Origin of the sequence: Pseudomonas sp. Sample_20, assembly GCF_004307585.1 — a bacterium.
Lineage (GTDB): Bacteria > Pseudomonadota > Gammaproteobacteria > Pseudomonadales > Pseudomonadaceae > Aquipseudomonas > Aquipseudomonas atacamensis.
In genome coordinates, this window is record NZ_RCOA01000043.1 from 1 (window position 1) to 23,839 (window position 23,839).

A 23,839-nucleotide genomic window follows, 5' to 3' on the forward strand; every position below is an offset into this window, starting at 1 on the left:
GCCGACCGAGTTGTCTTGCGGGATACATCGACCTGAAAGACCGAGTTGATTATGGATTCAATACAAATCGTTCAAGTCGGTGAGCCTCTCCAATATTCCCCATTCAGTCCCCTCTCCCTCTGGGAGAGGGCTAGGGTGAGGGGCTTTTGCTTTTAGAGGTCGCCAAGGCCGTCGATCAACGCCTGATTCTGCTCCGGCGTACCCACCGATATCCGCAGGAACTGCGCAATCCGCTCCTGCTTGAAGTGCCGCACGATCACGCCCTGCTCGCGCAGCTTGGCCGCCAGGCCCGCCGCGTCATGCTGCGGGTGGCGAGCGAAGATGAAGTTGGCCGCCGACGGCAGCACTTCAAAGCCTTTAGCCTGCAATTGCGCCACCACCCACTCGCGGCTTTCGATCACCTGACGGCAGGTCTTGTCGAAATACTCGCGATCGGCAAAAGCCGCCGCCGCGCCGACAATCGCCAGACGATCCAGTGGATAGGAGTTGAAGCTGTTCTTGATCCGCTCCAGCGCTTCGATCAGGTCCGGATGCCCTACCGCCAGACCGACACGCAGGCCGGCCAGCGAGCGTGACTTGGACAGCGTCTGCGTCACCAGCAGATTCGGATAGCGGTCCACCAGACTGATCGCCGTCTCGCCGCCGAAGTCGATGTACGCCTCATCCACGACTACGACCGAATCAGGACTGGCCTTGAGGATTTGCTCGACCGCGTCCAGCGCTAGCAGGCATCCGGTCGGGGCGTTCGGGTTGGGGAAAATGATCCCGCCATTCGGTTTGGCGTAGTCGGCCGGGTTGATCTGGAACTGCGCATCCAGTGGCACCGCATCGAATTCAATCCCGTACAGACCGCAGTAGACCGGATAGAAGCTGTAGCTGATGTCCGGGAACAGCAGCGGCTGATCGTGTTGCAGCAAGCCGTGAAAGATGTGCGCGAGCACTTCGTCCGAACCGTTGCCGAGGAACACCTGACTGGTTTGCACTCCGTAATATTCGGCCACGGCGTTTTTCAGCAGATCACTGTTCGGGTCCGGATACAGGCGCAGGTTGTCGTTGAGCTCGGCTTGCATCGCCGCCAGTGCCTTCGGCGAGGGACCATACGGATTTTCGTTGGTATTGAGCTTGACCAGTTTGGTCAGCTTCGGCTGTTCGCCCGGCACGTAGGGCACCAGATCCTTGACGAACGGGCTCCAGAATTTACTCATCGCTCAGTTCCCCTGCCCTTTCAGAAAGTCTTGGTCTTTGATGCGGTATTCGGCGCTGCGCGCGTGGGCGCTCAGCGATTCACCACGGGCCAGTACCGATGCAGTTTTGCCCAGCTCGGAAGCGCCGGCCTCGGAGCAGAAGATGATCGACGAGCGCTTCTGGAAGTCGTAGACGCCCAGTGGCGAGGAGAAACGCGCGGTGCCGGAAGTCGGCAACACGTGGTTCGGACCGGCGCAGTAATCGCCCAACGCTTCGGAAGTGTGGCGGCCCATGAAGATCGCACCGGCGTGACGAATCTGCGGCAGCCAGGCTTGTGGATCAGCGACCGACAATTCCAGGTGTTCCGGGGCAATGCGGTTGGCGACTTCGATGGCTTGGGCCATGTCGCTCACCTGAATCAGCGCACCACGGCCATTGATCGAAGTTTCGATGATGGTCGCGCGGTCCATGGTCGGCAGCAGTTTGTCGATGCTCGCGGCGACCTTGTCGAGGAACTCGGCGTCGGGGCTGACCAGAATCGCTTGCGCGTCTTCGTCGTGCTCGGCCTGGGAGAACAGATCCATGGCGATCCAGTCCGGATCGGTCTGGCCGTCGCAGACCACAAGAATTTCCGAAGGGCCGGCAATCATGTCGATGCCGACCTGGCCGAACACATGACGCTTGGCCGTGGCCACATAGATATTGCCCGGGCCGACAACCTTGTCGACACGCGGCACGCTTTCGGTGCCATAAGCCAGTGCGGCAACCGCTTGCGCGCCGCCGATGGTGAACACGCGGTCGACACCGGCGATGCAGGCAGCGGCCAGCACCAGCTCGTTGATTTCACCGCGCGGGGTTGGCACGACCATGACCACTTCGGTCACGCCGGCCACCTTCGCCGGAATCGCGTTCATCAATACCGACGACGGATACGAAGCCTTGCCGCCCGGCACGTACAGGCCTGCGCGATCCAGCGGCGTGACCTTCTGGCCGAGCACCGTGCCGTCAGCTTCGGTGTAGCTCCAGGAATCCTGCTTCTGTTTTTCGTGATAGCTGCGCACCCGGGCGGCGGCTTTTTCCAAGGCCTCGCGTTGCGGCACAGTGATGCGGGTCAGGGCCAGTTCAAGGCGCTCGCGCGGCAGGATCAGGTCGGCCATCGAGGCGACTTCGAGGCCGTCGAACTTCTGGGTGAACTCGACCAGCGCCGCGTCACCGCGCTCGCGCACAGCCTTGATGATGTCCAGCACGCGCTGATTGACCGAGTCGTCAGACACACTTTCCCAGCTCAGCAGATGATCCAGATGATGCGCGAAATCCGGGTCAGCAGCGTTGAGTCGGCGAATTGCAGTGGTTGCGGTCATAGCGAGAGCCTCATAGGAATGGCAAATAACTCAGGCGCCCGAAACTAGCATTCGATCCGCTTGGGCACCTGAGAATTCTGGCTATGAGGCGGATAGACGGCGCGGCCTCGGGCCGCGCAGGTAGATCAGCCGCGGTGTCGCGATTCCACTGCGTTGCGCAGGGTGTCGATCAACGCCTGGATCCGGGCGTGCTGCATTTTCATTGAAGCCTTGTTGACGACCAGACGCGAGCTGATCGTGGCGATCAGTTCCTGGGGTTCCAGGCCGTTGGCGCGCAGGGTGTTGCCGGTGTCGACCACGTCGATGATCTTGTCGGCCAGCCCGATCAGCGGCGCCAGCTCCATCGAGCCGTACAGCTTGATGATGTCGACCTGACGGCCCTGCTCGGCGTAATAACGCTTGGCAACGTTGACGAACTTGGTCGCCACGCGCAGACGGCCCTTGGGCTCGGCCGCGCCGATCTTGCCGGCGGTCATCAGCTTGCACTGAGCGATCTGCAGGTCCAGCGGCTCGTACAGGCCCTGGCCGCTGTATTCCATCAGCACGTCCTTACCGGCGACGCCGAGGTCGGCCGCGCCATGCTCGACATAGGTCGGCACGTCGGTGGCACGCACGATCAGCAGACGCACGTCGTCCTGGGTCGTGGGAATGATCAGCTTGCGGCTCTTGTCCGGATTCTCGGTCGGCACGATGCCCGCTTCAGCGAGAAGCGGCAGGGTGTCGTCAAGGATGCGGCCCTTGGACAGTGCGATGGTCAACATGGGAAACGTCAGTCCTTATCAAGGTACTCATGCCCGGTCGCAATCGGCGCCGGACACACATCGAGGGTGCGCACACCCTTGACTCGAAACGAATTCAGTGGACACGTCCGTGTGTCCCGATGCAGCGATCAGCCCGGAACGCGACGGATCTTGGCACCCAGCATTTGCAGTTTTTCTTCGATGCACTCGTAACCACGGTCGATGTGGTAGATGCGGTCGATCAGCGTGTCGCCTTCGGCAACCAGCGCCGAGATCACCAGGCTGGCCGACGCGCGCAGGTCGGTAGCCATGACTGGCGCGCCCTTGAGCTTCTCGATACCGGTGACGATCGCGGTGTTGCCTTCAACCTGGATGTGCGCGCCCATGCGGTGCAGTTCGTACACGTGCATGAAACGGTTTTCGAAGATCGTCTCGATCACCGCACCAGTGCCTTCGGCAATGGCGTTGAGCGAGATGAACTGGGCCTGCATGTCGGTCGGGAACGCCGGGTACGGCGCGGTGCGCACGTTGACCGCTTTCGGGCGCTTGCCGTGCATGTTCAGCTCGATCCAGTCTTCACCGCAGGTGATTTCCGCGCCGGCTTCACGCAGCTTTTCCAGCACTGCTTCGAGAATGGTCGGATCGGTGTCCTTGACCTTGACGCGGCCACCGGTCACGGCAGCAGCGACCAGGTAGGTGCCGGTTTCGATACGGTCAGGCATGACCTTGTAGAAAGCCGAACCCAGGCGCTCGACGCCATCGATGGTGATGGTGTCGGTGCCGGCGCCGGAAACCTTGGCGCCCATGGCATTGAGGAAGTTCGCCAGGTCGACCACTTCAGGCTCGCGCGCGGCGTTCTGCAACACGCTGCGGCCCTTGGCCAGAGCAGCGGCCATCATGATGTTCTCGGTACCGGTCACGCTGACGGTGTCGAAGAAGAAGTGCGCGCCGCGCAAGCCACCTTCAGGTGCCTTGGCCTTGATGTAGCCGCCTTCGACGTCGATGACCGCGCCCATGGCTTCCAGACCGCGAATGTGCAGATCGACCGGACGCGAACCGATGGCGCAACCACCAGGCAGTGCGACTTCGGCTTCACCGAAACGCGCGACCATAGGACCCAGTACCAGAATCGACGCACGCATGGTTTTCACCAGTTCGTACGGGGCGATCAGGGTCTTGATGGTGCGCGGGTCGATTTCGACGCTGAGCTTCTCGTCGATCACCGGCTCGATGCCCATGCGCCCGAACAGCTCGATCATGGTGGTGATGTCGTGCAGGTGCGGCAGGTTGCCGACGGTGACCGGGCCATCGCACAGCAAGGTCGCGGCCAGAATCGGCAGGGCGGAGTTCTTCGCGCCGGAAATGCGGATCTCGCCATCAAGACGAGCGCCACCGGTAATAATCAATTTATCCATTAGTATCTCGACGCCCTAGGGCTCAGGTGCGCTCGGCCCAGGCCGCGCGGCTGAAAAATTTCATAGTGACCGCATGGATGCTGCCATCGGTGATCCATGGGTTCAAATGGGCATAGACCTGCTGCTGACGCTTCACCGGGCTCAACGCCGCCAGTTCATCGCTAATCACGTTCAGCTGGAAGTTGCAGCCTTCGCCTTCAACTTCTACCAGCGTTCCTGGCAGCTTTCCTTCAAGGAAGCTCTTCACTTCTACGGCCTGCATGCTCAACCTCAATCGGCGCCCTGTGCGCACGGGTCGGACATCATACAAAAAAGCCCCGCGCCTGCGAACCCCGCAACGCAGGACTCTGACGGGGGGCTTCTTTATAGATGATGGTTCAGGGTTGCGCCAACAACTCGGTCAATTCACTGACCTGAGCGATTTCACACATGTCGTCAGGCATCGCGCGAATGCTGACGGCCTTGCCGGCCGCCTGCGCATCACGCATGAAGCACAGCAGCAACGACAGGCCGACGCTGCTGGACTTCTGCACCGCCGAACAATCGATGACCAGCGCCGATGCCTTGCTCGACTTGATCAGCGCCTGCCCTTCCTTGCGCAGGTCGGGCCCGGTGCGGTAATCCAGCACGCCACTGAGCACCAGCTCGTCGACATCACTCATACGAACTGCCGCCTCACTCATTGCGCTGGCTTCGCGGCGGCTTTGTCGGTTTCCTGCTTGGCCTTGGCCACTTCACCGGCCCAGCCATCGATGGTCTTGTCCAGATCGTTGCCATTGCGTTGCATGGCGTCGGCGAACTGGTCACGGAACAGCTTGCCGATATTGATGCCGTTGATGATCACGTTGCGCAGTTTCCACTCGCCGCTGATCTTCTCAAGCGTGTATTGCACCGGATAGATCGCGCCGTTGCTGCCCTTGACGGTCATGTTGACGCTGGTGCGGTCGCCCGATTCGTCTTTGGCCGGGTCAACAGTGATGCCCTGGTTGTTGTATTCCAGCAAAGCGTTGCCGTAGAACTGGAACAGACCGCGCTTGAAGTTTTCCTGAAAGCGCTGCATCTGCTCAGGCGTGGCCTTGCGCGAATACTTCACGGTCATGATGCTTTTGGAGATGCCCTCGGCATCCACCACCGGACCGACAATGTTATTCAGCGCCGCATAGAAATCCTGCGGATCCTGCTTGTACTTCTCTTTGTTCGCCTGCAAGTCGGCAAGCATCCGGTTCGTGGTGTCCTGAATCAGGTCATGAGCCGATTGCCCCGGTGCAGCGTTAGCCATCAACGGCAGGGCCGCGAGCAACACCAACAGGCCACGTCGCAAGATAGAGATCATTCAAAAGCTCCTCATTTGGCGTCTTTGCTAACGGTATTGAGCAGGAATTTACCGATCAGGTCTTCCAGTACCAGTGACGACTGCGTGTCGTGGATGGTTCCACCGTCTTTCAACTGGGTGTCTTCACCGCCGACGCTGATACCGATGTATTTCTCGCCCAGCAGACCCGCGGTCAGGATAGACGCTGTGGAATCGACCGGCAGGTTGTCGACCTTTTTATCCACTTGCAGCGTGACCCGACCGGTGAAGCTGTCGCGATCCAGATCGATTGCGGTGACCTTGCCGATGGTCACACCGGCCATGGTCACTTTGGCTCTGACCGTCAGACCGGCGATATTGTCGAAATACGCATACAACTTGTAAGTGTCGGTGGACGAAGTCGGAGACAGGCCGCTGACGCGCAAGGCGAGCAGCAGTAAAGCCAGGATCCCTGCCAGCAGGAACAGGCCGACACCGATTTCCAGGGTGCGGTTTTGCATCAGAAATCTCCAAACATCAAAGCGGTCAGAATAAAGTCCAGGCCGAGCACTGCCAGCGAGGCAAATACCACGGTCTTGGTGGTGGCACGACTGATCCCCTCGGAAGTGGGCTCACAGTCATAGCCTTGGAATACGGCGATCCAGGTCACCACAAAGGCGAAAACGACACTTTTGATCACGCCATTGAGCACGTCACTGGTGAAGTTCACGCTGTTCTGCATGTTCGCCCAGTACGAGCCTTCATAAACGCCCAGCCAGTCGACTGCGACCCACGAACCGCCCCAGATGCCGACGACGCTGAAGATCATCGCCAGCACCGGCAGGGAAATGAAGCCGGCCCACAGGCGCGGGGCAATGATGTACTTGAGCGGATCGACACCGATCATTTCCAGGCTGGACAACTGCTCGGTGGATTTCATGTTGCCGATCTCGGCGGTCAACGCCGAACCGGCGCGCCCGGCAAACAGCAAGGCGGTGACCACCGGCCCCAGTTCACGCAGCAGCGTCAGGGCGACCATCTGCCCCACCGCCTGCTCTGAACCATAGCTGGAAAGAATGCTGAAGCCCTGTAGCGCCAGGACCATGCCGATGAAAATGCCGGAGACCACGATGATCACCAGCGACATGACGCCGACCGAATGCAGCTGCTTGACCAACAGGCCAAAACCACCGCTGATACCGCCACGGCCCAGCAGGGCGTGAAACAGGAACAGGGTCGCCCGACCAAACACCGCGACCGCGTCGATCGCCGATTCGCCGAACCGACGCACGCGTTCCATCAATGAAATTCTGCGCATCAACGCTTCCCCAGAAGATCTGCGCGGTAATCCGTCGCTGGAAAGTGATACGGCACCGGGCCATCGGGATCACCGGTCATGAACTGGCGGATACGCGGATCATCGGAATTCATCAGCTCATCCGGTGTGCCTCGGCCCAGCACCTGACCATCGCCCACTACATAGATGTAGTCGGCAATGCTCGCGGTTTCCGCCAGATCGTGCGAAACCACGATGCTGGTGATGCCCAGAGCATCGTTGAGCAGGCGGATCAGGCGCACCAGCACGCCCATGGCGATCGGGTCCTGGCCCACGAAGGGCTCGTCGTACATGAGAATCTGCGGATCGAGGGCAATCGCCCGGGCCAGCGCCACGCGGCGCTTCATGCCGCCGGACAGTTCGTCCGGCATCAGCTCGATGGCACCACGCAGGCCCACCGCCTGCAATTTGAGCAGGACGATGTCGCGGATCATGTCTTCCGGCAACTGGGTGTGGACCCGCAGCGGAAAGGCCACGTTCTCGAACACATCGAGGTCGGTGAACAGCGCACCGCTCTGAAACAGCACGCCCATGTGCTTGCGCGCATCGAACAGATCACTGCGCGACAGCGTCGGCAGGTTCTGCCCGTTGACCCAGACCTCGCCAGCGGACGGCCGCAACTGTGCGCCCATCAGGCGCAGCAGCGTGGTCTTGCCGCAGCCGGAAGGCCCCATGATGCCAGTGACCTTGCCGCGCGGGATGCGGATATCGACGTTATTGAAAATGCTCCGCGCACCGCGCTTGAAGGAGACTCCCTTCAGCTCGACCGCGTAGGCGTTATCGGCACTCATCTAAACTCCTTGCGATGCAGCCTCTCACTGGGATGCCAGACTTTCCTCGGAAACACCTGCATCCCGGGCAGGCCGAACTGGCGGCGAACTATATCACTGCAAAGGCTGAGCGCCCAAGCGAGAACCCGGCCAAGATCGCCGACTGAAGAGGGCCCGAGCGAGTTTCAGAGGGTTTTGGTAACCAGTAATGACAAAGCACGTCGAACTTGCGTGAGGCTTTGCCACATAACCGCTATAATCGCCGCCTTTTCATCGGCCCATACGATTCTGACATGAGCAAAACCCGCGACCTGATTCAATCGGCACAACGCACCATCCGCCTCGAAGTGGAAGCCGTCCAAGGCTTGATGGCCCATATCGACGCCGATTTCGTACGCGCCTGCGAGATGATTCTGGCCAGCAAGGGCCGCGTGGTCGTAGTGGGCATGGGCAAATCCGGGCATATCGGCAACAAGATCGCCGCCACCCTGGCCAGTACCGGCACCCCGGCGTTTTTCGTGCATCCGGCCGAAGCCAGCCATGGCGACATGGGCATGATCACCCGCGACGACGTGATTCTGGCCCTGTCGAACTCTGGCTCGACCAACGAAATCGTGACGCTGCTGCCATTGATCAAACGCCTCGGCATCCAGCTGATCAGCGTCACCGGTAATCCGCAGTCGCCATTGGCGAAGGCTGCGGAGGTCAATCTCAATGTGCATGTCGAGCACGAAGCCTGTCCGTTGAATCTGGCACCGACCTCTTCGACCACGGCCGCGCTGGTCATGGGCGACGCTCTGGCCGTGGCCTTGCTGGAAGCGCGCGGTTTCACTGCTGAAGATTTTGCCTTCTCGCATCCCGGCGGCGCCCTTGGCCGTCGCCTGCTGCTGAAAGTCGAAAACGTCATGCACGCCGGACAGGAGCTGCCGCAGGTACAACGCGGCACCCTGCTCAAAGACGCGCTGATGGAAATGACCCGCAAGGGTCTGGGCATGACCGCTATTATTGAAGCCGATGGCAAGCTCGCCGGGATCTTCACCGACGGTGATTTGCGCCGCACCCTGGATCGCGCCATCGACATCCGCAGCGCCACCATCGACCAGGTAATGACTGCACGCGGCAAGACCGCCCGGCCCGACATGCTCGCCGCCGAAGCCCTGAAAATCATGGAAGACCATCGAATCAACGCTCTGGTAGTCGTCGACGAGGAGGATCGCCCGATCGGCGCCTTCAACCTCTCCGATCTGCTGCGCGCAGGAGTCATGTAATGAGCAACGATCTGCTGCAACGCGGCAAAGCAATCAAACTGGCTGTGTTCGACGTCGACGGTGTGCTCACCGACGGGCGCCTGTACTTCCTTGAAGACGGCAGCGAGTTCAAGACCTTCAACACGCTCGACGGCCAGGGCATCAAGATGTTGATGAATGCCGGCGTGCAGACGGCGATCATAAGTGGTCGCAAGACCCCGGTGGTTGAGCGCCGCGCGAAGAACCTCGGCATCCCGCATCTGTTTCAGGGGCGCGAGGACAAACTGGTGGTACTCGACGGTCTGCTCGCGCAACTGGGCCTAAGCTATGAAGAAGTCGCCTATCTCGGTGACGATCTGCCAGACTTGCCGGTGATCCGCCGTGTAGGGCTGGGCATGGCGGTGGCCAACGCTGCCGATTTCGTCCGCGAAAACGCCCACGGCGTTACCCGCGCCCGTGGCGGCGAAGGTGCCGCCCGCGAATTCTGCGAATTGATCCTGCGCGCCCAGGGCCGCCTCGAAGCGGCCAACGCCGCGTACCTGTGAGCCTGACCATGTTTAGCAAAAAGTTTCGCAACTTCCTGCTGTTCGGCTGCATCGCGGCGATTTTCGCTGCGGTCGGCTATTGGAACATCAGCCCGGAACGCTTCCTCGACAAGCCACCGGTTTCGGCTGCCGAGAATCCGATCGACTGGTACGCGACCAACACGCATACCATTCAGTACCTGCCGGACGGCAAGGTGCAGTACGAGATGACTTCCGACAAGGCCGAGCACGTCAAGGCTACCGATGTCACCCTGGTGACCAAGCCTGATTTGAACATGTACCGCGGCACCGACTTCCCGTGGCACGTGACCAGTGAGCGCGGCGAGGTGAATTCCGGCGGTACCGAAGTGGAATTGATCGACTCGGTACGCGTACAGCGCACCGACGAGAAACAGCGCGGCACCCTGATCACCAGCACCCGCATGACCGTGTTCCCGCAGCAGGAATATGCGCAGACTGCGCAACCCGTTAGAATCGAGGGCGCTGGCGGTGTATCGACTGGCGTCGGAATGAAAGCGTACCTGAAGGACAGCAGGATACACCTGCAATCGAACGTAAGAGGACAGTATGAGGCTCGTTAAAACCCTCCCTATTTTGCTCAGTCTGGGCGCAGCACTGGGAAGCGCGAGCGCCTGGTCCCTGCCGAACGATCAGGAGCAGCCGATCCGCATTCAGGCCGACGACGCCCAACTGGACGACAAGAATGGCATCGCCACCTATAAAGGTGACGTGGTCATTACCCAGGGTTCGATGATCGTCAAAGGCAACACCGTGACCATGACTCGCGCGCCCAATGGCGACATCGACGTGGTGACCTCGGTCGGCAACCTGGCTTACTTCGAGCAGTTGCAGACCCAGGGCGACGCCAAACCGGTTCAAGGCTGGGGCGTGACCATTCAATATCACGCTCAGCAGAATCGCGTCGTGCTGATCGACAAGGCCAAGGTTGTCGACAAGGACAACAACACCACCCAAGGCGAGAAAATCGTCTACGACACCGTGAAGAAACTGGCCAGCGCCGGTCGCGCCACGGGCAGCAAGGTCACCGAAGCGCGTCCGCGCATCGACATGGTGATCCAGCCGAAGAAGAAAACCGAAGAGAAATCCCAGTAATGGCAACTCTGAAAGCTCAGCACCTGGCCAAGGCCTATAAAAGCCGCCAGGTCGTGCGTGACGTCAGCCTGTCGATCGACAGTGGGCAGATCGTCGGCTTGCTCGGCCCGAACGGCGCCGGCAAGACCACGTGCTTCTACATGATCGTCGGCCTGGTGCAGGCGGATCAGGGTCGTGTGCTGATCGATGATCTGGACGTCAGCCACCAGCCGATGCATGGCCGCGCCAAGGCCGGTATCGGCTATCTGCCGCAAGAAGCGTCGATCTTCCGCAAACTGTCGGTTGCCGACAACATCATGGCGATCCTCGAGACTCGCCCGGAGCTCGACAAGGCCGGTCGTCGCAAGGAGCTGGAAAGCCTGCTGCAGGAATTCCACATCAGCCACATCCGCGACAACCTCGGCATGAGCCTGTCCGGTGGTGAGCGCCGCCGGGTGGAAATCGCTCGTGCCCTGGCCACTGCGCCGAAATTCATCCTGCTCGACGAACCGTTCGCCGGTGTCGACCCGATCTCGGTCGGCGACATCAAGCAGATCATTCACCACCTCAAGGCCAAGGGCATCGGTGTGCTGATCACCGACCACAACGTCCGTGAGACGCTGGATATCTGCGAAACCGCTTACATCGTCAACGACGGTCAACTGATCGCCGAAGGTGATGCCGAGACCATCCTGGCCAACGATCTGGTCAAGGAAGTGTATCTGGGTCACGAGTTCCGCCTGTAAGCGCGACAGCGCTGTATCGATTCAAGGCGCATTTATCCGCTTTAATTGTTACAGCGCTCTAGGCAAACACTTCAGTTTCAGGCATATAATTTGCTTAAGTTTGGCGCTTCGGCGCCCTGTAGTGGATGGCGCAAAGCGCCGGCGAATAAGGTGTTAAGCCCCTGCCATGAAACCATCGCTAGTCTTGAGAATGGGCCAGCAGCTGACGATGACACCGCAGCTGCAACAGGCCATCCGCCTGCTCCAATTGTCGACCCTGGACCTGCAACAGGAGATCCAGGAGGCTCTGGAATCCAATCCGATGCTCGAACGCCAGGAAGAAGGCGACGACTTCGACAACGCCGATCCTCTGGCCGACAACGCCGAACAGAAGCCCGCCGAAATCCAGGAACCCTCCTACCAGGAAACCGCCCCGACGGTGGACAACCTCGAGGATGGCGAATGGAACGAGCGCATCCCCAACGAACTGCCGGTGGATACCGCTTGGGAAGACGTCTACCAGACCAGCGCCAGCAGCCTGCCCAGCAGCGATGATGATGAGTGGGATTTCACCACCCGCACGTCCGCCGGCGAGAGCCTGCAGAGCCATCTGCTCTGGCAACTGAACCTGGCGCCGATGTCCGACACCGATCGCCTGATCGCCGTGACCCTGATCGACTGCATCAACAATCAGGGCTATCTGGACGAAACCCTCGAAGAAATTCTTGAAGCGTTCGATCCGGAACTGGACATCGAGCTCGACGAGATCGAGGCCGTCCTGCATCGCATCCAGCAATTCGAGCCCGCCGGGATCGGCGCCCGCAACCTCAGCGAATGCCTGCTGCTGCAATTGCGCCAGCTGCCCGCGAAGACGCCGTGGCTGACCGAGGCCAAGCGTCTGGTCGCCGATTACATCGACCTGCTCGGCAGTCGCGATTACAGCCAGTTGATGCGCCGGATGAAGCTCAAGGAAGACGAGCTGCGCCAGGTCATCGAACTGGTGCAGAGTCTCAATCCGCGTCCCGGTTCGCAGATCGAGTCGACCGAAGCCGAATATGTCATTCCCGATGTGATCGTGCGCAAGGACAACGAGCGCTGGCTGGTCGAGCTGAACCAGGAATCGGTGCCACGTCTGCGCGTCAACGCCCAGTACGCCGGTTTTGTGAAACGTGCCGACACCAGCGCCGACAACACTTTCATGCGCAACCAGTTGCAGGAAGCCCGTTGGTTCATCAAGAGCCTGCAGAGCCGCAACGAAACCCTGATGAAAGTGGCCACGCAGATCGTCGAACATCAGCGCGGCTTCCTCGAATACGGCGACGAAGCGATGAAGCCGTTGGTATTGCATGACATCGCCGAAGCGGTCGGCATGCACGAATCGACGATTTCCCGGGTGACCACGCAGAAATTCATGCATACCCCGCGCGGTATTTATGAGCTGAAATACTTTTTCTCCAGCCACGTCAGCACCTCCGAAGGCGGCGAATGCTCGTCCACGGCGATCCGCGCGATCATCAAAAAACTGGTCGCCGCGGAAAATCAGAAAAAGCCGTTGAGTGACAGCAAGATCGCTGGTTTACTGGAGGCACAAGGCATTCAGGTGGCTCGCCGCACCGTCGCCAAGTACCGCGAATCCCTCGGAATCGCGCCTTCGAGCGAACGCAAGCGGTTGATGTAAGCCACGTTACAGCGTTCCAGTGGCAGGCTTTTCGGCCTGCCGCTTTATGCACTGGCAACGAAGGAGAAGCTGTATGCAAGTCAACATCAGTGGACACCAACTGGAAGTGACCGAACCTCTGCGTTCCTACATCGAGGAAAAACTCGACCGATTGGAGAGGCATTTCGACAAAATCACTAACGTGCAAGTCACGATGTGCGTCGAAAAACTGCAGCAGAAGATCGAAGCCACACTGCATATACCCGGCGGAGAAGTAGTTGCCAACGCAGAAAATACCGACATGTACGCTGCGATCGACTCACTCACCGATAAGCTGGATCGCCAACTCAAAAAGCATAAGGAAAAGACCCAGAGCCTCCTCCAGGGCGCGACCGGTCGTTAACACCCCTATCCCATGATCCGACTTGAAACCATCCTGACCCCCGGCCGTTCCCAAGTGAACGCGCCGGGCGGCAGCAAGAAAAAAGCCCTCGAACAGATTGCCAACCTGATCCACCGCGAAGTGCCGGATCTGGCGATGCAGGAAGTCTTCGAGGCGCTGATCGCCCGCGAAAAACTCGGCTCCACCGGTTTTGGCAACGGCATCGCCATTCCCCACTGCCGCCTCAAGAGCTGCACGGCGCCGATCAGCGCCCTGCTGCACCTCGAAGCCCCGATCGATTTCGACGCCATCGACGGCGCTCCGGTAGACCTGCTGTTCGTGCTGCTGGTCCCGGAAGCCGCAACCGACGCGCATCTGGAGTTGTTGCGCCAGATCGCCAGCATGCTCGACCGCAAGGAAGTTCGTGAAAAACTGCGCAGCGCCGCGAGCAACGAAGCCTTGTACCAGGTTGTACTGGACGAGCAGAACGGGCACTAATCATGCGTTTGATCATTGTCAGTGGCCGTTCGGGCTCGGGTAAAAGTACCGCCCTGAATGTCCTTGAGGACAACGGCTACTACTGCATCGACAATCTGCCGGCCGGTTTGCTGCCGGAACTGGCCGAGCGTGCGCTGATTCACACGGAACTGGCGCAGCCGCTGGTCGCCGTGTCGATCGATGCGCGCAACCTGCCCAGCCATCTGTCACGCTTTCCCGAATTGCTCGAAGACGTGCGTGCCAAACACATCAAGTGCGATGTGCTGTACCTGGACGCCGATGAAGAAACCCTGCTCAAGCGTTTTTCCGAGACCCGTCGTCGTCACCCGCTGAGCAACGCCAATCGCTCGCTGGCCGAGGCGATTCACGATGAAACCGCCCTGCTCGGCCCGATCGCCGACCTGGCTGACCTGAAAATCAACACCACCAGCCTGAATCTGTATCAACTGCGCGATACCCTGAAGTTGCGTCTGTTGAATCAGCCTGAGCCCGGCACGGCGTTTCTGGTTGAATCATTTGGCTTCAAGCGCGGCATGCCGGTCGATGCCGATCTGGTCTTCGATGTGCGCTGCCTGCCCAATCCGTACTGGAAACCCGAATTGCGCGCTCAGTCCGGCCTCGATGCCCCTGTGGCCGAGTATCTGGCGCAGCAGCCGGATGTCGAAGAAATGTATCAGGACATCTACGCCTACCTGAACAAGTGGCTGCCACGTTTCGCCGCCAGCAACCGCGCCTACGTGACCATTGCCATTGGCTGCACCGGCGGGCACCACCGCTCCGTCTACCTGACCGAACGTCTGGGTCAGGCCCTGCAGAAAACCCTGAAGAACGTCCAGGTTCGCCACCGCGACCTCACCTAAAGGATTCACACCGCGATGCCTGCTCGTGAAATCGAAATCATCAATAAGCTGGGTCTGCATGCTCGGGCATCGGCCAAATTCGTCGGCGTGGCCGGTCAGTATCCAGACTGCACGATCCGGGTGGGACGCAGCCCTGAAACGACTGTCGACGGCAAGAGCATCATGGCAATGATGATGCTCGCGGCGGGTAAAGGCACCAAAATCCATTTGAGCACCGAAGGCGAACAGGCTCAGGAAGCCATGGACGCATTGGTCGATCTGATCGAAAGATATTTCGACGAAGGTGAATAATCCTTGAGGCGGGGACACTGTTCCTCGCCTCCATTCACCCCAACGCCGTATCCATCACCATCATCAGACAAAACCCGATCAGAAGGCCCAGACTCGCCAGCTTGTCATGCCCATGACGGCGCGACTCCGGAATCACTTCGTGGGTCACCACCAGCAACATCGCCCCGGCCGCCAATGCCAGTCCCAGCGGCAACAGCACTTGAGCCAGACTCACCAGCCACGCGCATAACAGTGCAAATACCGGTTCGACCAGCCCAGACGCCGCGCCGATCAGAAACGCCCTGAACCGTGACATTCCCGCCCCGGCCAGCACCAACGCAATCACCAGGCCTTCCGGCACATCCTGCAACGCAATGCCCATCGCCAGACTGTCGGCGTCCGCCATCCCACCGCCGGCAGACACGCCGACCGCCATGCCTTCCGGAATGTTGTGCGCGATGATGGCGAACACGAACAGCCAGATTCGTGGTGGAATCACCGGATGCTCCAGCGTGCCGACGAGCATCTCCGGCGAGGCACCCGAAACGCGCCGATCCACCAGATACAGACCGAACGCGCCGAGCAGGATGCCGAAGCAGATCAGGCCACTGGCGGCCCACGGCGTAAGACCAAGACTCTCCGCCGCAGCAATGCCCGGCACGATCAGCGAAAACGCCGTCGCCGCCAGCATCACCCCGGCACCAAATCCCAGCAAGGTGTCGCTGAGTGCCTGCGGCATGCGCCGGATTACCAGCACCGGCACCGCGCCAAGCGCCGTGCCCAATGCGCAGATGGCACCGCCGTGCAAGGCGCGCAACAGCTTCGGTTCCAGATTCAGCCACTGCAAACCGTGGGCGACCAGCAAAGCCATCCCCGCCAGCAGCAACAGCGAGCCCACCGCGTAACGAAACATGCGTCCGCTGCCAATCGCCAGTGTTTCCGTGCCCATAGTCAGCCCTGGATTGTTTTTATTGAAGGCTTAAACCAGTGCGGCGTGATAGCGCGCAGCAACTTCCGGCCAGTTGATCACGTTGTAGAACGCGTTGATGTATTCCGGGCGACGGTTCTGGTAGCGCAGGTAGTAGGCGTGCTCCCAGACGTCGAGACCGAGGATTGGGGTATTGCCGTTCATCAACGGGCTGTCCTGATTGCCGCTGCTTTCCACGACCAGTTTTTTCTCCGGTGTCACGCTGAGCCAGGCCCAACCGCTGCCGAAACGGGTCAGCGCGGCCTTGGTGAAGGCTTCCTTGAAACTGTCGAGTCCGCCCAGTTGCTCATCAATAGCCGTGGCCAGCGCGCCGTCGGGCTTGCCGCCTCCGTTGGGCACCATCACTTCCCAGAACAGCGAGTGATTGGCGTGACCGCCGCCCTGATTGATCACCGCCGCGCGAAGCTTTTCCGGCAGTTGCTGGACGCTGGCGACAAGTTTTTCCACCGGCCACTCGGCGAATTCGGTGCCTTCCACGGCGGCGTTGAGGTTGTTGATGTAGGTCTGGTGATGCTTGGTGTAATGGATTTCCATGGTCTGCGCATCGATGTGCGGCTCAAGGGCATCGTAGGCATAAGGCAAGGCAGGCAAGGTAAAAGCCATTTCAGTGGACTCCATACTGATGGGGATTTGAGGCGCGGCGGGCATTGCCGGTGTCCGGATGCAGCAGGCGCTGGGTGCGCGGGTACTCGCCGTGCTCGCTGATGAAATTCAACAGTTCGACGTAGGTCTTGCTGCTCTGGCGCAACGCCGCCTCACGCAGGGCCGGACGCAGGCGTTCGTCCTGCATGGTCTGCAACAAACGTTGATGAATAGCGCACAGGTATTCGGCGCTCTCCTCCGGTTGATTCAGGCGCAAATGCAGGTCGGCGAGGTTGTGATGAGAGACGACGCAGGCCGCCACCGCTTCGTCGGCATCCGCCCAGCGTTCGAACAACACTTGCGCCAGGGCCAGGGCTTGCAGGTAAGCCTCGCGGGCGTCGATCAGTTCGCCCAGCATGAAGCAGCGATTGGCCCGTTCGATCGTGCGTTTCCAGTGCTCCATGGTGAGCCTCCAAAGCGGTTACGGGGTTTACACGCCGCCGGCGGTGAGCTTCTCGGGGTTGAGCAACTCTTCCAGCTGGCTGCGCGACAGGTCGGTGTGTTTCAGGGCGACGTCGATCACCGCGCGGCCTTCCTTGTAGGCCTGCTTGGCGATTTCGGCGGCTTTCTGATAACCGATGATGGGGTTGAGTGCGGTGACCAGAATCGGATTGCGCGACAACGCTTCTTGCAAGCGCGATTCGTTGACCTTGAAAGTAGCGATTGCCTTGTCACCAAGCAGGCGACTGGAATTGGCCAGCAGTTCGATGCTGCTCAGCAGGTTCTGCGCGATGATCGGCAACATCACGTTCAGTTCGAAGTTGCCGGATTGACCGGCGACGGTGATCACCGAGTCGTTGCCGATCACTTGCGCAGCGACCATCGCGGTGGCTTCCGGGATCACCGGGTTGACCTTGCCGGGCATAATCGATGAACCCGGTTGCAGCGCTTGCAGTTCAATTTCGCCGAGGCCGGCCAGGGGACCTGAGTTCATCCAGCGCAGGTCGTTGGCAATTTTCATCAGCGACACCGCAGTAGCTTTGAGCTGGCCGGAGACAGAGACCGCGGTGTCCTGCGAGCCAATCAGCGCGAACAGATCCTTGCCCGGGGTGAACTGCACGTCGGTCAGTTGGCTCAGATGCCGACTGAATCGCGCGGCGAACTCCGGATGCGCATTGATCCCGGTACCGACCGCGGTGCCGCCCTGCGCCAGCGCTTGCAGGCTTGGCAGCAAATCCTGCAGATGGCCGATATTGGCCTTGAGCTGCTGCGCCCAACCGTTGAGCACCTGGCTCATGCGCACCGGCATCGCGTCCATCAGGTGGGTGCGCCCGGTCTTCACATGGTGATGCACTTGCTCGGCCTTGCGCTCGATCACCTGGACCAGATGCAACAGCGCCGGCAGCAATTGTTCATGCAGCGCCAGCGCGGCGCTGACGTGGATGGTGGTCGGGATGATGTCGTTGCTGCTTTGCCCGCAGTTGACATGATCGTTGGCGTTGACCGGCTCGCCGAGCATGCGAGTGGCCAGCGTCGCGATCACTTCGTTGGCGTTCATGTTCGAGCTGGTGCCGGACCCGGTCTGGAAGATATCCACCGGGAAATGCTGCATGAAATCGCCTTCGAGCAGACCTTGCGCGGCATCACTGATGGCTTTGCCCTGGGCCGCGCTGATCTGGTTCAGCTCGACGTTGGCCCGGGCAGCGGCGGCTTTGGCGAGGATCAGCGCGCGGATGAACTGCGTCGGCATCGGCTTGCCGCTGATCGGGAAGTTGTCCACGGCGCGCTGGGTCTGCGCGCCATAGAGCGCATCGACCGGCACCTGCAGTTCGCCCATGCTGTCGCGCTCAATACGTGTCTTGGTCATGCGAATGTCCTTGCAGCAAATCAATGAGAGGAATCGACGGTTGCAACTCGCAAGTGGCGAGCTGCCAGGTGTAGCGTTGCCAGCGCCGCAAGCGGCATTGGCATAGCGACAGACGCTCCATTTCACGCAAGGGGCGCCAGGCTTGATCGAGACAGACGCTGCGCCAGTGCCACGGCAACGCGATGTCGGTGGCGGTATCGAGCAGCAGACGGAAAGACGTTTCGGCGACAGTCCAGGGCGAAGTGGCTGTGCAACAGGACAGATAGCGCCCTTCGGCGAGGTAGTGTTCGATCAGGCGCGGTTCGTCAGGATCCAGCGCGCAACGGATCTGGCGACTCATCCAGCGCCAGCTTTCGAGGTAGGGCTGCTCGTGCAAGGCAGAACTCATGATCCGGGACTCGTTCGGAGATGAGATTTATTATTAGATGATAATGATAACCAACACAAGCACTCGAGTTTGCGCTGCACACTTGTGGGAGCGAGCCTGCTCGCGAATGCGCTGTGTCAGTCAGCACATTTACAACTGATCCACCGCTTTCGCGAGCAGGCTCGCTCCCACAGGGGATTTGTGCGAAGCGAATAAAAAAGGCGCGGCATCCAGAACGGATGGCGCGCCTTTTTTTGTTGGCGGATTCGCGGCTTAGCTGCCGGCGACAGTCATCCGCTCGATCAACACCGAGCCGGTGCGGATGTTGCTGCGCAGCTCCAGATCATTACCCACCGCGACAATTTGCTTGAACATGTCGCGCATGTTGCCGGCGATGGTCACTTCCTGCACGGCGAACTGGATCTCGCCGTTTTCCACCCAGAAGCCCGCAGCGCCGCGCGAATAGTCGCCGGTGACCATGTTCAGGCCGTGGCCCATCAATTCGGTGACCAGCAGTCCTCGGCCCATGCGCTTCAACAGCGCTGCCTGATCCTCGTCGCCATGGGTGACGAACAGGTTGTGCACGCCGCCCGCGTTGGCGGTGCTCGGCATGCCCAGTTTGCGCCCGGAATAGGTGCCGAGGATGTACGAGACCAACTCGCCCTTCTCGACGAACGGTTTCGCGTAAGTCGCCAGGCCATCACCGTCGTAGGAAGCACTGCCCATGGCACGCATCAGATGCGGGCGCTCATCAATGGTCAGCCATTCCGGGAACAGCTTCTGCCCGAGGGTGCCTTCGAGAAACGACGATTTGCGATACAGGCTGCCGCCCGACACGGCCGAGAGGAAGCTGCCGAACAGACCACCCGCCAGTTCGGCGGAAAACAGCACCGGCACCTCGCATGTCGGCACCGGCCGCGCGCCCAGACGGCTCGCCGCCCGTTGCGCGGCACGCTGGCCGATGCTCACCGGATCGGCGAGCAGACTGCCCTGGCGATTGACGTCATACCAGTAATCGCGCTGCATCTGGCCGTCGGCTTCAGCGATCATCACGCAACTCAGGCTGTGCCGGGTCGATGCGTAACCGCCGATGAAACCGTGGCTGTTGCCGTAAACCCGGCAGCCCTGATGGGTGCTGAGGGTGGTGCCGTCGGCGTTCTTGATTCGCGCATCGGCATCGAACGCCGCGGCCTCGCAGAGCAACGCCTTCTCGATGGCCTGCTCCGGGGTGATGTCCCACTCGTGGAACAGGTCGAAATCCTGCACATCCCTGGCCATCAGTGCGGCGTCGGCGAGGCCCGAGGCTTCATCTTCGGAAGTGTGCTTGGCGATGGCCAGTGCTGCTGCGACGGTTTCACGAATCGCCTCCGGCCCGGTGGCCGAGGTGCTGGCCGAGCCTTTGCGCTGGCCGACGTACAGGGTGATGCCAAAACCCTGATCACGATTGAATTCAACGGTTTCGACCTCGCGCTGACGCACCGAAGTCGACAGCCCCTGCTCCAGCGACACCGCGACTTCACAGGCGCTGGCGCCCTGGCGCTTGGCTTCGGCGATGATCTGCTCGACCTGTTCTTGCAGTGCCGGCAATGCCTGCGGGCCGACGCTTTGAACTGCACTCATGCTCATCTCCACTCAAATTCTGCTTTCGGCTGGGGTCATCGAGCGACCGGGCCGGACAAGCGGCCCCCGACTGGTTATCATGGCGGCGTTTCTTTGCGGACTGCCACCATGGTTGATTCTTACGACGACTCCCTCGATACGGGAGAAAAAAGCAAATCTCAGGTCAAACGCGAGTTGCATGCGCTGGTTGACCTCGGCGAGCGCCTGACCACACTCAAGCCTGATCTGGTCGCCAAACTGCCGTTGACCGACGCTTTGCGCCGGGCATTGGCCGATGCGCCCAAGCACACCGCGAACATCGCGCGTAAAAGGCATTTGCAGTTCATCGGCAAACTGATGCGCGACCAGGACACTGACGCGATTCTGACTCTGCTCGATCAACTCGATGCCTCCACTCGCCAGTACAACGAGCGTTTCCATAATCTGGAACGCTGGCGTGACCGCCTGATCGCTGGCGATGACGCCGTGCTGGAGAAATTCGTCATCGAGTACCCGGACGCCGATCGCCAGCAATTGCGTTCCCTGATCCGTCAGGCCCAGCATGAGGTTGCGCAAAACAAACCGCCTGCTTCAAGCCGCAAGATCTTCAAATACATTCGGGAGCTGGACGAGACTCAACGCGGCCTGCGTTGATAATCGTCACCGGGTGGCCGTCCTGCGCGCCACCCGAAAGCCCCGCCTCTCTTATGCGCCCGTGCCACCCACGGTAATCGCATCGATTTTCAGCGTTGGCTGGCCGACACCCACCGGCACCGACTGCCCATCCTTGCCGCACGTACCCACACCGCTGTCCAGCGCCAGATCGTTACCAACCATCGACACCCGGCTCATCGCCTCGGGACCGTTGCCGATCAACGTCGCGCCTTTGACCGGGGCAGTAATCTTGCCGTCCTCGATCAGATAAGCCTCGCTGGTGGAGAACACGAACTTGCCACTGGTGATATCGACCTGACCGCCGCCGAGGTTGGCGCAGTAGATGCCCTTCTTCACCGAAGCGATGATTTCCGCCGGATCACTTTCGCCACCGAGCATGTAGGTGTTGGTCATGCGGGGCATCGGCAGATGCGCATAGGATTCGCGGCGACCGTTACCGGTGCGGGCCACGCCCATCAGCCGCGCATTGAGCTTGTCTTGCATGTAGCCCTTGAGTACGCCGTTTTCGATCAGCGTAGTGCACTCGGTCGGCGTGCCTTCGTCATCGACGCTCAGCGAACCGCGACGGCCACTCAAGGTGCCGTCATCGACGATGGTGCAAAGTTTGGAGGCAACCATTTCACCCATGCGCCCGCTGTAGGCCGAGCTGCCCTTGCGGTTGAAATCGCCTTCCAGACCGTGGCCGACCGCTTCGTGCAAGAGCACGCCGGACCAGCCGGAACCCAGCACCACCGGCAAGGTACCGGCCGGCGCCGGAATCGCTTCCAGATTGACCAGAGCCTGGCGCAGCGCTTCGCGGGCATAACCCATGGCGCGGTCTTCGGCGAGGAAGTAGCGGTAATCGGTACGCCCGCCGCCGCCATGTCCGCCACGTTCGCGGCGGCCATTCTGCTCAACGATGACGCTGACGTTGAAGCGCACCAGCGGACGCACATCAGCGGCCAGACCGCCATCGGTGGACGCGACAAGGATTCGCTCCCAGACCCCGGCCATGCTCACGCTGACCTGCTGAATTCGTGGGTCGAGTGCGCGGGTGGCGACGTCGATGCGTTTGAGCAACTCGACTTTTTCCGCGCGGCTGAGCACTTCCAGCGGGTTATCGGGCGCGTACAGTTGCGCGACGTCCTGGCTGGTGAACGCCTGCACGGTGCCGTTCTGCCCGGCGCGGGAGATCGAACGCGCCGCACGCGCCGCTGCACCGAGGGCTTCGAGGGTAATCGCGTTGCTGTAGGCAAAACCGGTTTTCTCACCGGACTGCGCGCGCACGCCGACACCCTGATCGAGGTTGAAGCTGCCTTCCTTGACGATGCCGTCTTCCAGCGCCCATGACTCGGAAATCTGGCCCTGGAAATACAGGTCGGCGGCATCGATGCCCGGCCCGGCCAGATCGCCGAGCACGCCTTGCAGGCTCTCGATCGTGACACCGCCGGGTGCCAACAGGTGATCACTGACTGAGGACAACAACTCGCTCATAGGTTTACGCCTTAAATTCGTGTTCTGAAGCAGGCCGCTGGGCGCCCTGCGAGAAAAACCGCCGATGACGCGTCACCGGCATGCGCGCCCGGATGGACGCTTGTTCATCGCTGTCGCGGGCGGCCAGCAACACCGCCTCGCCTTGATCCTGCTGGGCCAGCACACGCCCCCACGGGTCGACAATCGCCGCATGCCCGAAGGTCTCGCGTGGCCCCGGATGACTGCCGCCCTGTGCGGCCGCGAGGATATAACACTGTGTTTCGATGGCCCGCGCGCGGATCAGTACATCCCAATGCGCGGCGCCGGTTACGGCCGTAAAGGCCGACGGTGCGGTAATCAATTCGGCACCGGCGGCACGCAATTCACTGTACAGCTCCGGGAAACGCAAGTCGTAACACACGCTCAGACCGACTCGCCCCACCGGCGTATCCGCCACCACTACATTACCGCCATAAGCATAGTCATCGGATTCACGGTACCGGCCGCGATTGTCGGCGACATCGACATCGAACAGATGCAGCTTGTCATAGCGCGCGACGATCTCGCCGTATTCATTGATCAACAACGAGCAGGCATTGGCTTTGGCCGTGGGTTGACCCAACGGTGGCAACGGCAAAGTGCCGGCGACTATCCATAAGGTGAGGTCGCGGGCGGTCTGTTTCAACCAGGGCAGGATCGGCCCTTCGCCCAAGGCCTCGGCGCGGCCGATATCGGCGACGTCGCGACGGCCCATGGCGGCGAAGTTTTCCGGCAGCACCGCGAGCTTCGCTCCGCCGGCGGCGGCCTGTTCAAGCAGGCGTCGGGCTTGGGCCAGATTGGCCGGCACGTCACTCTGGCTGACCATTTGAATCACCGCTAAAGACATGGCGAACTCCCAAAGAGGTATTTGGCCATGCTACTCCATCGCTTCAAGG

At 60.6% G+C, this 23,839-nt stretch carries 29 protein-coding genes; 11 read left to right on the top strand and 18 right to left on the bottom strand.

From position 1 onward, the window contains the following. Nucleotides 1-152 precede the first annotated feature (152 nt). The 10 genes from hisC to D8U70_RS10800 form a co-directional block, all read right to left on the bottom strand. Nucleotides 153-1,205, bottom strand: coding sequence for a histidinol-phosphate transaminase (gene hisC, locus D8U70_RS10755; protein ID WP_016771666.1), 1,053 nt, complete (start codon nucleotides 1,203-1,205; stop codon nucleotides 153-155). A 3-nt stretch (nucleotides 1,206-1,208) separates the two neighbouring features. After that, nucleotides 1,209-2,546, bottom strand: coding sequence for a histidinol dehydrogenase (hisD, locus tag D8U70_RS10760; protein ID WP_016771667.1), 1,338 nt, complete (start codon nucleotides 2,544-2,546; stop codon nucleotides 1,209-1,211). Between the two features lie 125 nt (nucleotides 2,547-2,671). Next, complete coding sequence (gene hisG, locus D8U70_RS10765; protein WP_016771668.1) at nucleotides 2,672-3,307, bottom strand: ATP phosphoribosyltransferase; 636 nt, start codon at nucleotides 3,305-3,307, stop codon at nucleotides 2,672-2,674. Between the two features lie 128 nt (nucleotides 3,308-3,435). Further along, nucleotides 3,436-4,701: a UDP-N-acetylglucosamine 1-carboxyvinyltransferase gene (murA, locus tag D8U70_RS10770; RefSeq protein ID WP_016771669.1), complete on the bottom strand. Its 1,266-nt coding sequence runs from the start codon at nucleotides 4,699-4,701 to the stop codon at nucleotides 3,436-3,438. Nucleotides 4,702-4,723: 22 nt separating this feature from the next. Further along, the gene (locus D8U70_RS10775; protein WP_016771670.1) at nucleotides 4,724-4,963 is read right to left on the bottom strand and encodes a BolA family protein; all 240 of its coding nucleotides are present in this window, start codon (nucleotides 4,961-4,963) and stop codon (nucleotides 4,724-4,726) included. 115 nt (nucleotides 4,964-5,078) lie between these two features. After that, a complete protein-coding gene (locus D8U70_RS10780; RefSeq protein ID WP_130928868.1) occupies nucleotides 5,079-5,384 on the bottom strand; it encodes an STAS domain-containing protein in 306 nt (101 codons plus the stop codon). Then, on the bottom strand, nucleotides 5,381-6,034 hold the full coding sequence (locus D8U70_RS10785) for an ABC transporter substrate-binding protein (RefSeq protein WP_056782946.1): 654 nt from the start codon (nucleotides 6,032-6,034) through the stop codon (nucleotides 5,381-5,383). The genes D8U70_RS10780 and D8U70_RS10785 overlap by 4 nt, the downstream gene beginning before the upstream one ends. 11 nt (nucleotides 6,035-6,045) lie before the next feature. Further along, the gene (gene mlaD / locus D8U70_RS10790; RefSeq protein WP_016771673.1) at nucleotides 6,046-6,513 is read right to left on the bottom strand and encodes an outer membrane lipid asymmetry maintenance protein MlaD; all 468 of its coding nucleotides are present in this window, start codon (nucleotides 6,511-6,513) and stop codon (nucleotides 6,046-6,048) included. Further along, the gene (gene mlaE, locus D8U70_RS10795; RefSeq protein ID WP_016771674.1) at nucleotides 6,513-7,310 is read right to left on the bottom strand and encodes a lipid asymmetry maintenance ABC transporter permease subunit MlaE; all 798 of its coding nucleotides are present in this window, start codon (nucleotides 7,308-7,310) and stop codon (nucleotides 6,513-6,515) included. The genes mlaD and mlaE overlap by 1 nt, the downstream gene beginning before the upstream one ends. Next, nucleotides 7,310-8,119, bottom strand: coding sequence for an ATP-binding cassette domain-containing protein (locus D8U70_RS10800; protein WP_110603724.1), 810 nt, complete (start codon nucleotides 8,117-8,119; stop codon nucleotides 7,310-7,312). Before D8U70_RS10800 ends, mlaE begins: the two co-directional genes overlap by 1 nt. Before the next feature lie 272 nt (nucleotides 8,120-8,391). On the opposite strand from D8U70_RS10800, the gene D8U70_RS10805 reads away from it, so the two are divergent. From D8U70_RS10805 to D8U70_RS10850, 10 genes are all read left to right on the top strand, one after another. Then, on the top strand, nucleotides 8,392-9,366 hold the full coding sequence (locus D8U70_RS10805) for a KpsF/GutQ family sugar-phosphate isomerase (protein WP_130928869.1): 975 nt from the start codon (nucleotides 8,392-8,394) through the stop codon (nucleotides 9,364-9,366). After that, on the top strand, nucleotides 9,366-9,890 hold the full coding sequence (locus tag D8U70_RS10810; RefSeq protein ID WP_130928870.1) for an HAD family hydrolase: 525 nt from the start codon (nucleotides 9,366-9,368) through the stop codon (nucleotides 9,888-9,890). Before D8U70_RS10805 ends, D8U70_RS10810 begins: the two co-directional genes overlap by 1 nt. Before the next feature lie 8 nt (nucleotides 9,891-9,898). Then, nucleotides 9,899-10,471, top strand: a complete 573-nt coding sequence (lptC, locus tag D8U70_RS10815; RefSeq protein ID WP_024011622.1) for an LPS export ABC transporter periplasmic protein LptC — start codon at nucleotides 9,899-9,901, stop codon at nucleotides 10,469-10,471. Continuing rightward, nucleotides 10,458-11,003: a lipopolysaccharide transport periplasmic protein LptA gene (gene lptA / locus D8U70_RS10820; RefSeq protein WP_073473782.1), complete on the top strand. Its 546-nt coding sequence runs from the start codon at nucleotides 10,458-10,460 to the stop codon at nucleotides 11,001-11,003. The genes lptC and lptA overlap by 14 nt, the downstream gene beginning before the upstream one ends. Next, complete coding sequence (gene lptB, locus D8U70_RS10825) at nucleotides 11,003-11,728, top strand: LPS export ABC transporter ATP-binding protein (protein WP_024011621.1); 726 nt, start codon at nucleotides 11,003-11,005, stop codon at nucleotides 11,726-11,728. The genes lptA and lptB overlap by 1 nt, the downstream gene beginning before the upstream one ends. Before the next feature lie 166 nt (nucleotides 11,729-11,894). After that, complete coding sequence (locus D8U70_RS10830) at nucleotides 11,895-13,385, top strand: RNA polymerase factor sigma-54 (RefSeq protein ID WP_016771682.1); 1,491 nt, start codon at nucleotides 11,895-11,897, stop codon at nucleotides 13,383-13,385. Nucleotides 13,386-13,458: 73 nt separating this feature from the next. Further along, nucleotides 13,459-13,767, top strand: coding sequence for a ribosome-associated translation inhibitor RaiA (gene raiA, locus D8U70_RS10835; RefSeq protein WP_073473786.1), 309 nt, complete (start codon nucleotides 13,459-13,461; stop codon nucleotides 13,765-13,767). Nucleotides 13,768-13,779: 12 nt separating this feature from the next. Continuing rightward, nucleotides 13,780-14,244 carry a PTS IIA-like nitrogen regulatory protein PtsN gene (gene ptsN / locus D8U70_RS10840; RefSeq protein ID WP_073473788.1) on the top strand — a complete coding sequence of 155 codons (465 nt, stop codon included), beginning with the start codon at nucleotides 13,780-13,782 and terminating at the stop codon, nucleotides 14,242-14,244. A gap of 2 nt (nucleotides 14,245-14,246) precedes the next feature. Beyond that, nucleotides 14,247-15,104, top strand: coding sequence for an RNase adapter RapZ (gene rapZ, locus D8U70_RS10845; RefSeq protein ID WP_016771684.1), 858 nt, complete (start codon nucleotides 14,247-14,249; stop codon nucleotides 15,102-15,104). Between the two features lie 15 nt (nucleotides 15,105-15,119). Then, nucleotides 15,120-15,395, top strand: coding sequence for an HPr family phosphocarrier protein (locus tag D8U70_RS10850; protein ID WP_024011619.1), 276 nt, complete (start codon nucleotides 15,120-15,122; stop codon nucleotides 15,393-15,395). A gap of 34 nt (nucleotides 15,396-15,429) precedes the next feature. Here the strand turns inward: D8U70_RS10850 and D8U70_RS10855 are convergent, their stop codons facing one another. From D8U70_RS10855 to pmbA, 6 genes are all read right to left on the bottom strand, one after another. Beyond that, nucleotides 15,430-16,323 carry a ZIP family metal transporter gene (locus tag D8U70_RS10855; RefSeq protein ID WP_130928871.1) on the bottom strand — a complete coding sequence of 298 codons (894 nt, stop codon included), beginning with the start codon at nucleotides 16,321-16,323 and terminating at the stop codon, nucleotides 15,430-15,432. A gap of 30 nt (nucleotides 16,324-16,353) precedes the next feature. After that, nucleotides 16,354-16,965 (bottom strand): superoxide dismutase, encoded by a 612-nt coding sequence (locus D8U70_RS10860; protein WP_071174388.1) that lies wholly within the window; start codon nucleotides 16,963-16,965, stop codon nucleotides 16,354-16,356. 1 nt (nucleotide 16,966) lies between these two features. Then, nucleotides 16,967-17,407 carry a hypothetical protein gene (locus D8U70_RS10865; RefSeq protein ID WP_016771688.1) on the bottom strand — a complete coding sequence of 147 codons (441 nt, stop codon included), beginning with the start codon at nucleotides 17,405-17,407 and terminating at the stop codon, nucleotides 16,967-16,969. Nucleotides 17,408-17,434: 27 nt separating this feature from the next. Beyond that, nucleotides 17,435-18,811, bottom strand: coding sequence for a class II fumarate hydratase (locus D8U70_RS10870; RefSeq protein ID WP_130928872.1), 1,377 nt, complete (start codon nucleotides 18,809-18,811; stop codon nucleotides 17,435-17,437). Continuing rightward, nucleotides 18,792-19,199 carry a hypothetical protein gene (locus tag D8U70_RS10875; protein WP_016771690.1) on the bottom strand — a complete coding sequence of 136 codons (408 nt, stop codon included), beginning with the start codon at nucleotides 19,197-19,199 and terminating at the stop codon, nucleotides 18,792-18,794. Before D8U70_RS10875 ends, D8U70_RS10870 begins: the two co-directional genes overlap by 20 nt. Nucleotides 19,200-19,451: 252 nt before the next feature. Then, nucleotides 19,452-20,804 (bottom strand): metalloprotease PmbA, encoded by a 1,353-nt coding sequence (pmbA, locus tag D8U70_RS10880; protein WP_172834015.1) that lies wholly within the window; start codon nucleotides 20,802-20,804, stop codon nucleotides 19,452-19,454. Between the two features lie 102 nt (nucleotides 20,805-20,906). Between pmbA and yjgA the strand changes: the two genes are divergently transcribed. Further along, nucleotides 20,907-21,431, top strand: a complete 525-nt coding sequence (yjgA, locus tag D8U70_RS10885) for a ribosome biogenesis factor YjgA (protein WP_016771692.1) — start codon at nucleotides 20,907-20,909, stop codon at nucleotides 21,429-21,431. Nucleotides 21,432-21,482: 51 nt separating this feature from the next. Here the strand turns inward: yjgA and tldD are convergent, their stop codons facing one another. Together tldD and D8U70_RS10895 are read right to left on the bottom strand one after the other, a co-directional pair. After that, nucleotides 21,483-22,925, bottom strand: coding sequence for a metalloprotease TldD (tldD, locus tag D8U70_RS10890; protein WP_016771693.1), 1,443 nt, complete (start codon nucleotides 22,923-22,925; stop codon nucleotides 21,483-21,485). 4 nt (nucleotides 22,926-22,929) lie between these two features. Continuing rightward, on the bottom strand, nucleotides 22,930-23,790 hold the full coding sequence (locus tag D8U70_RS10895; RefSeq protein WP_073473797.1) for a carbon-nitrogen hydrolase family protein: 861 nt from the start codon (nucleotides 23,788-23,790) through the stop codon (nucleotides 22,930-22,932). Nucleotides 23,791-23,839 lie beyond the last annotated feature (49 nt).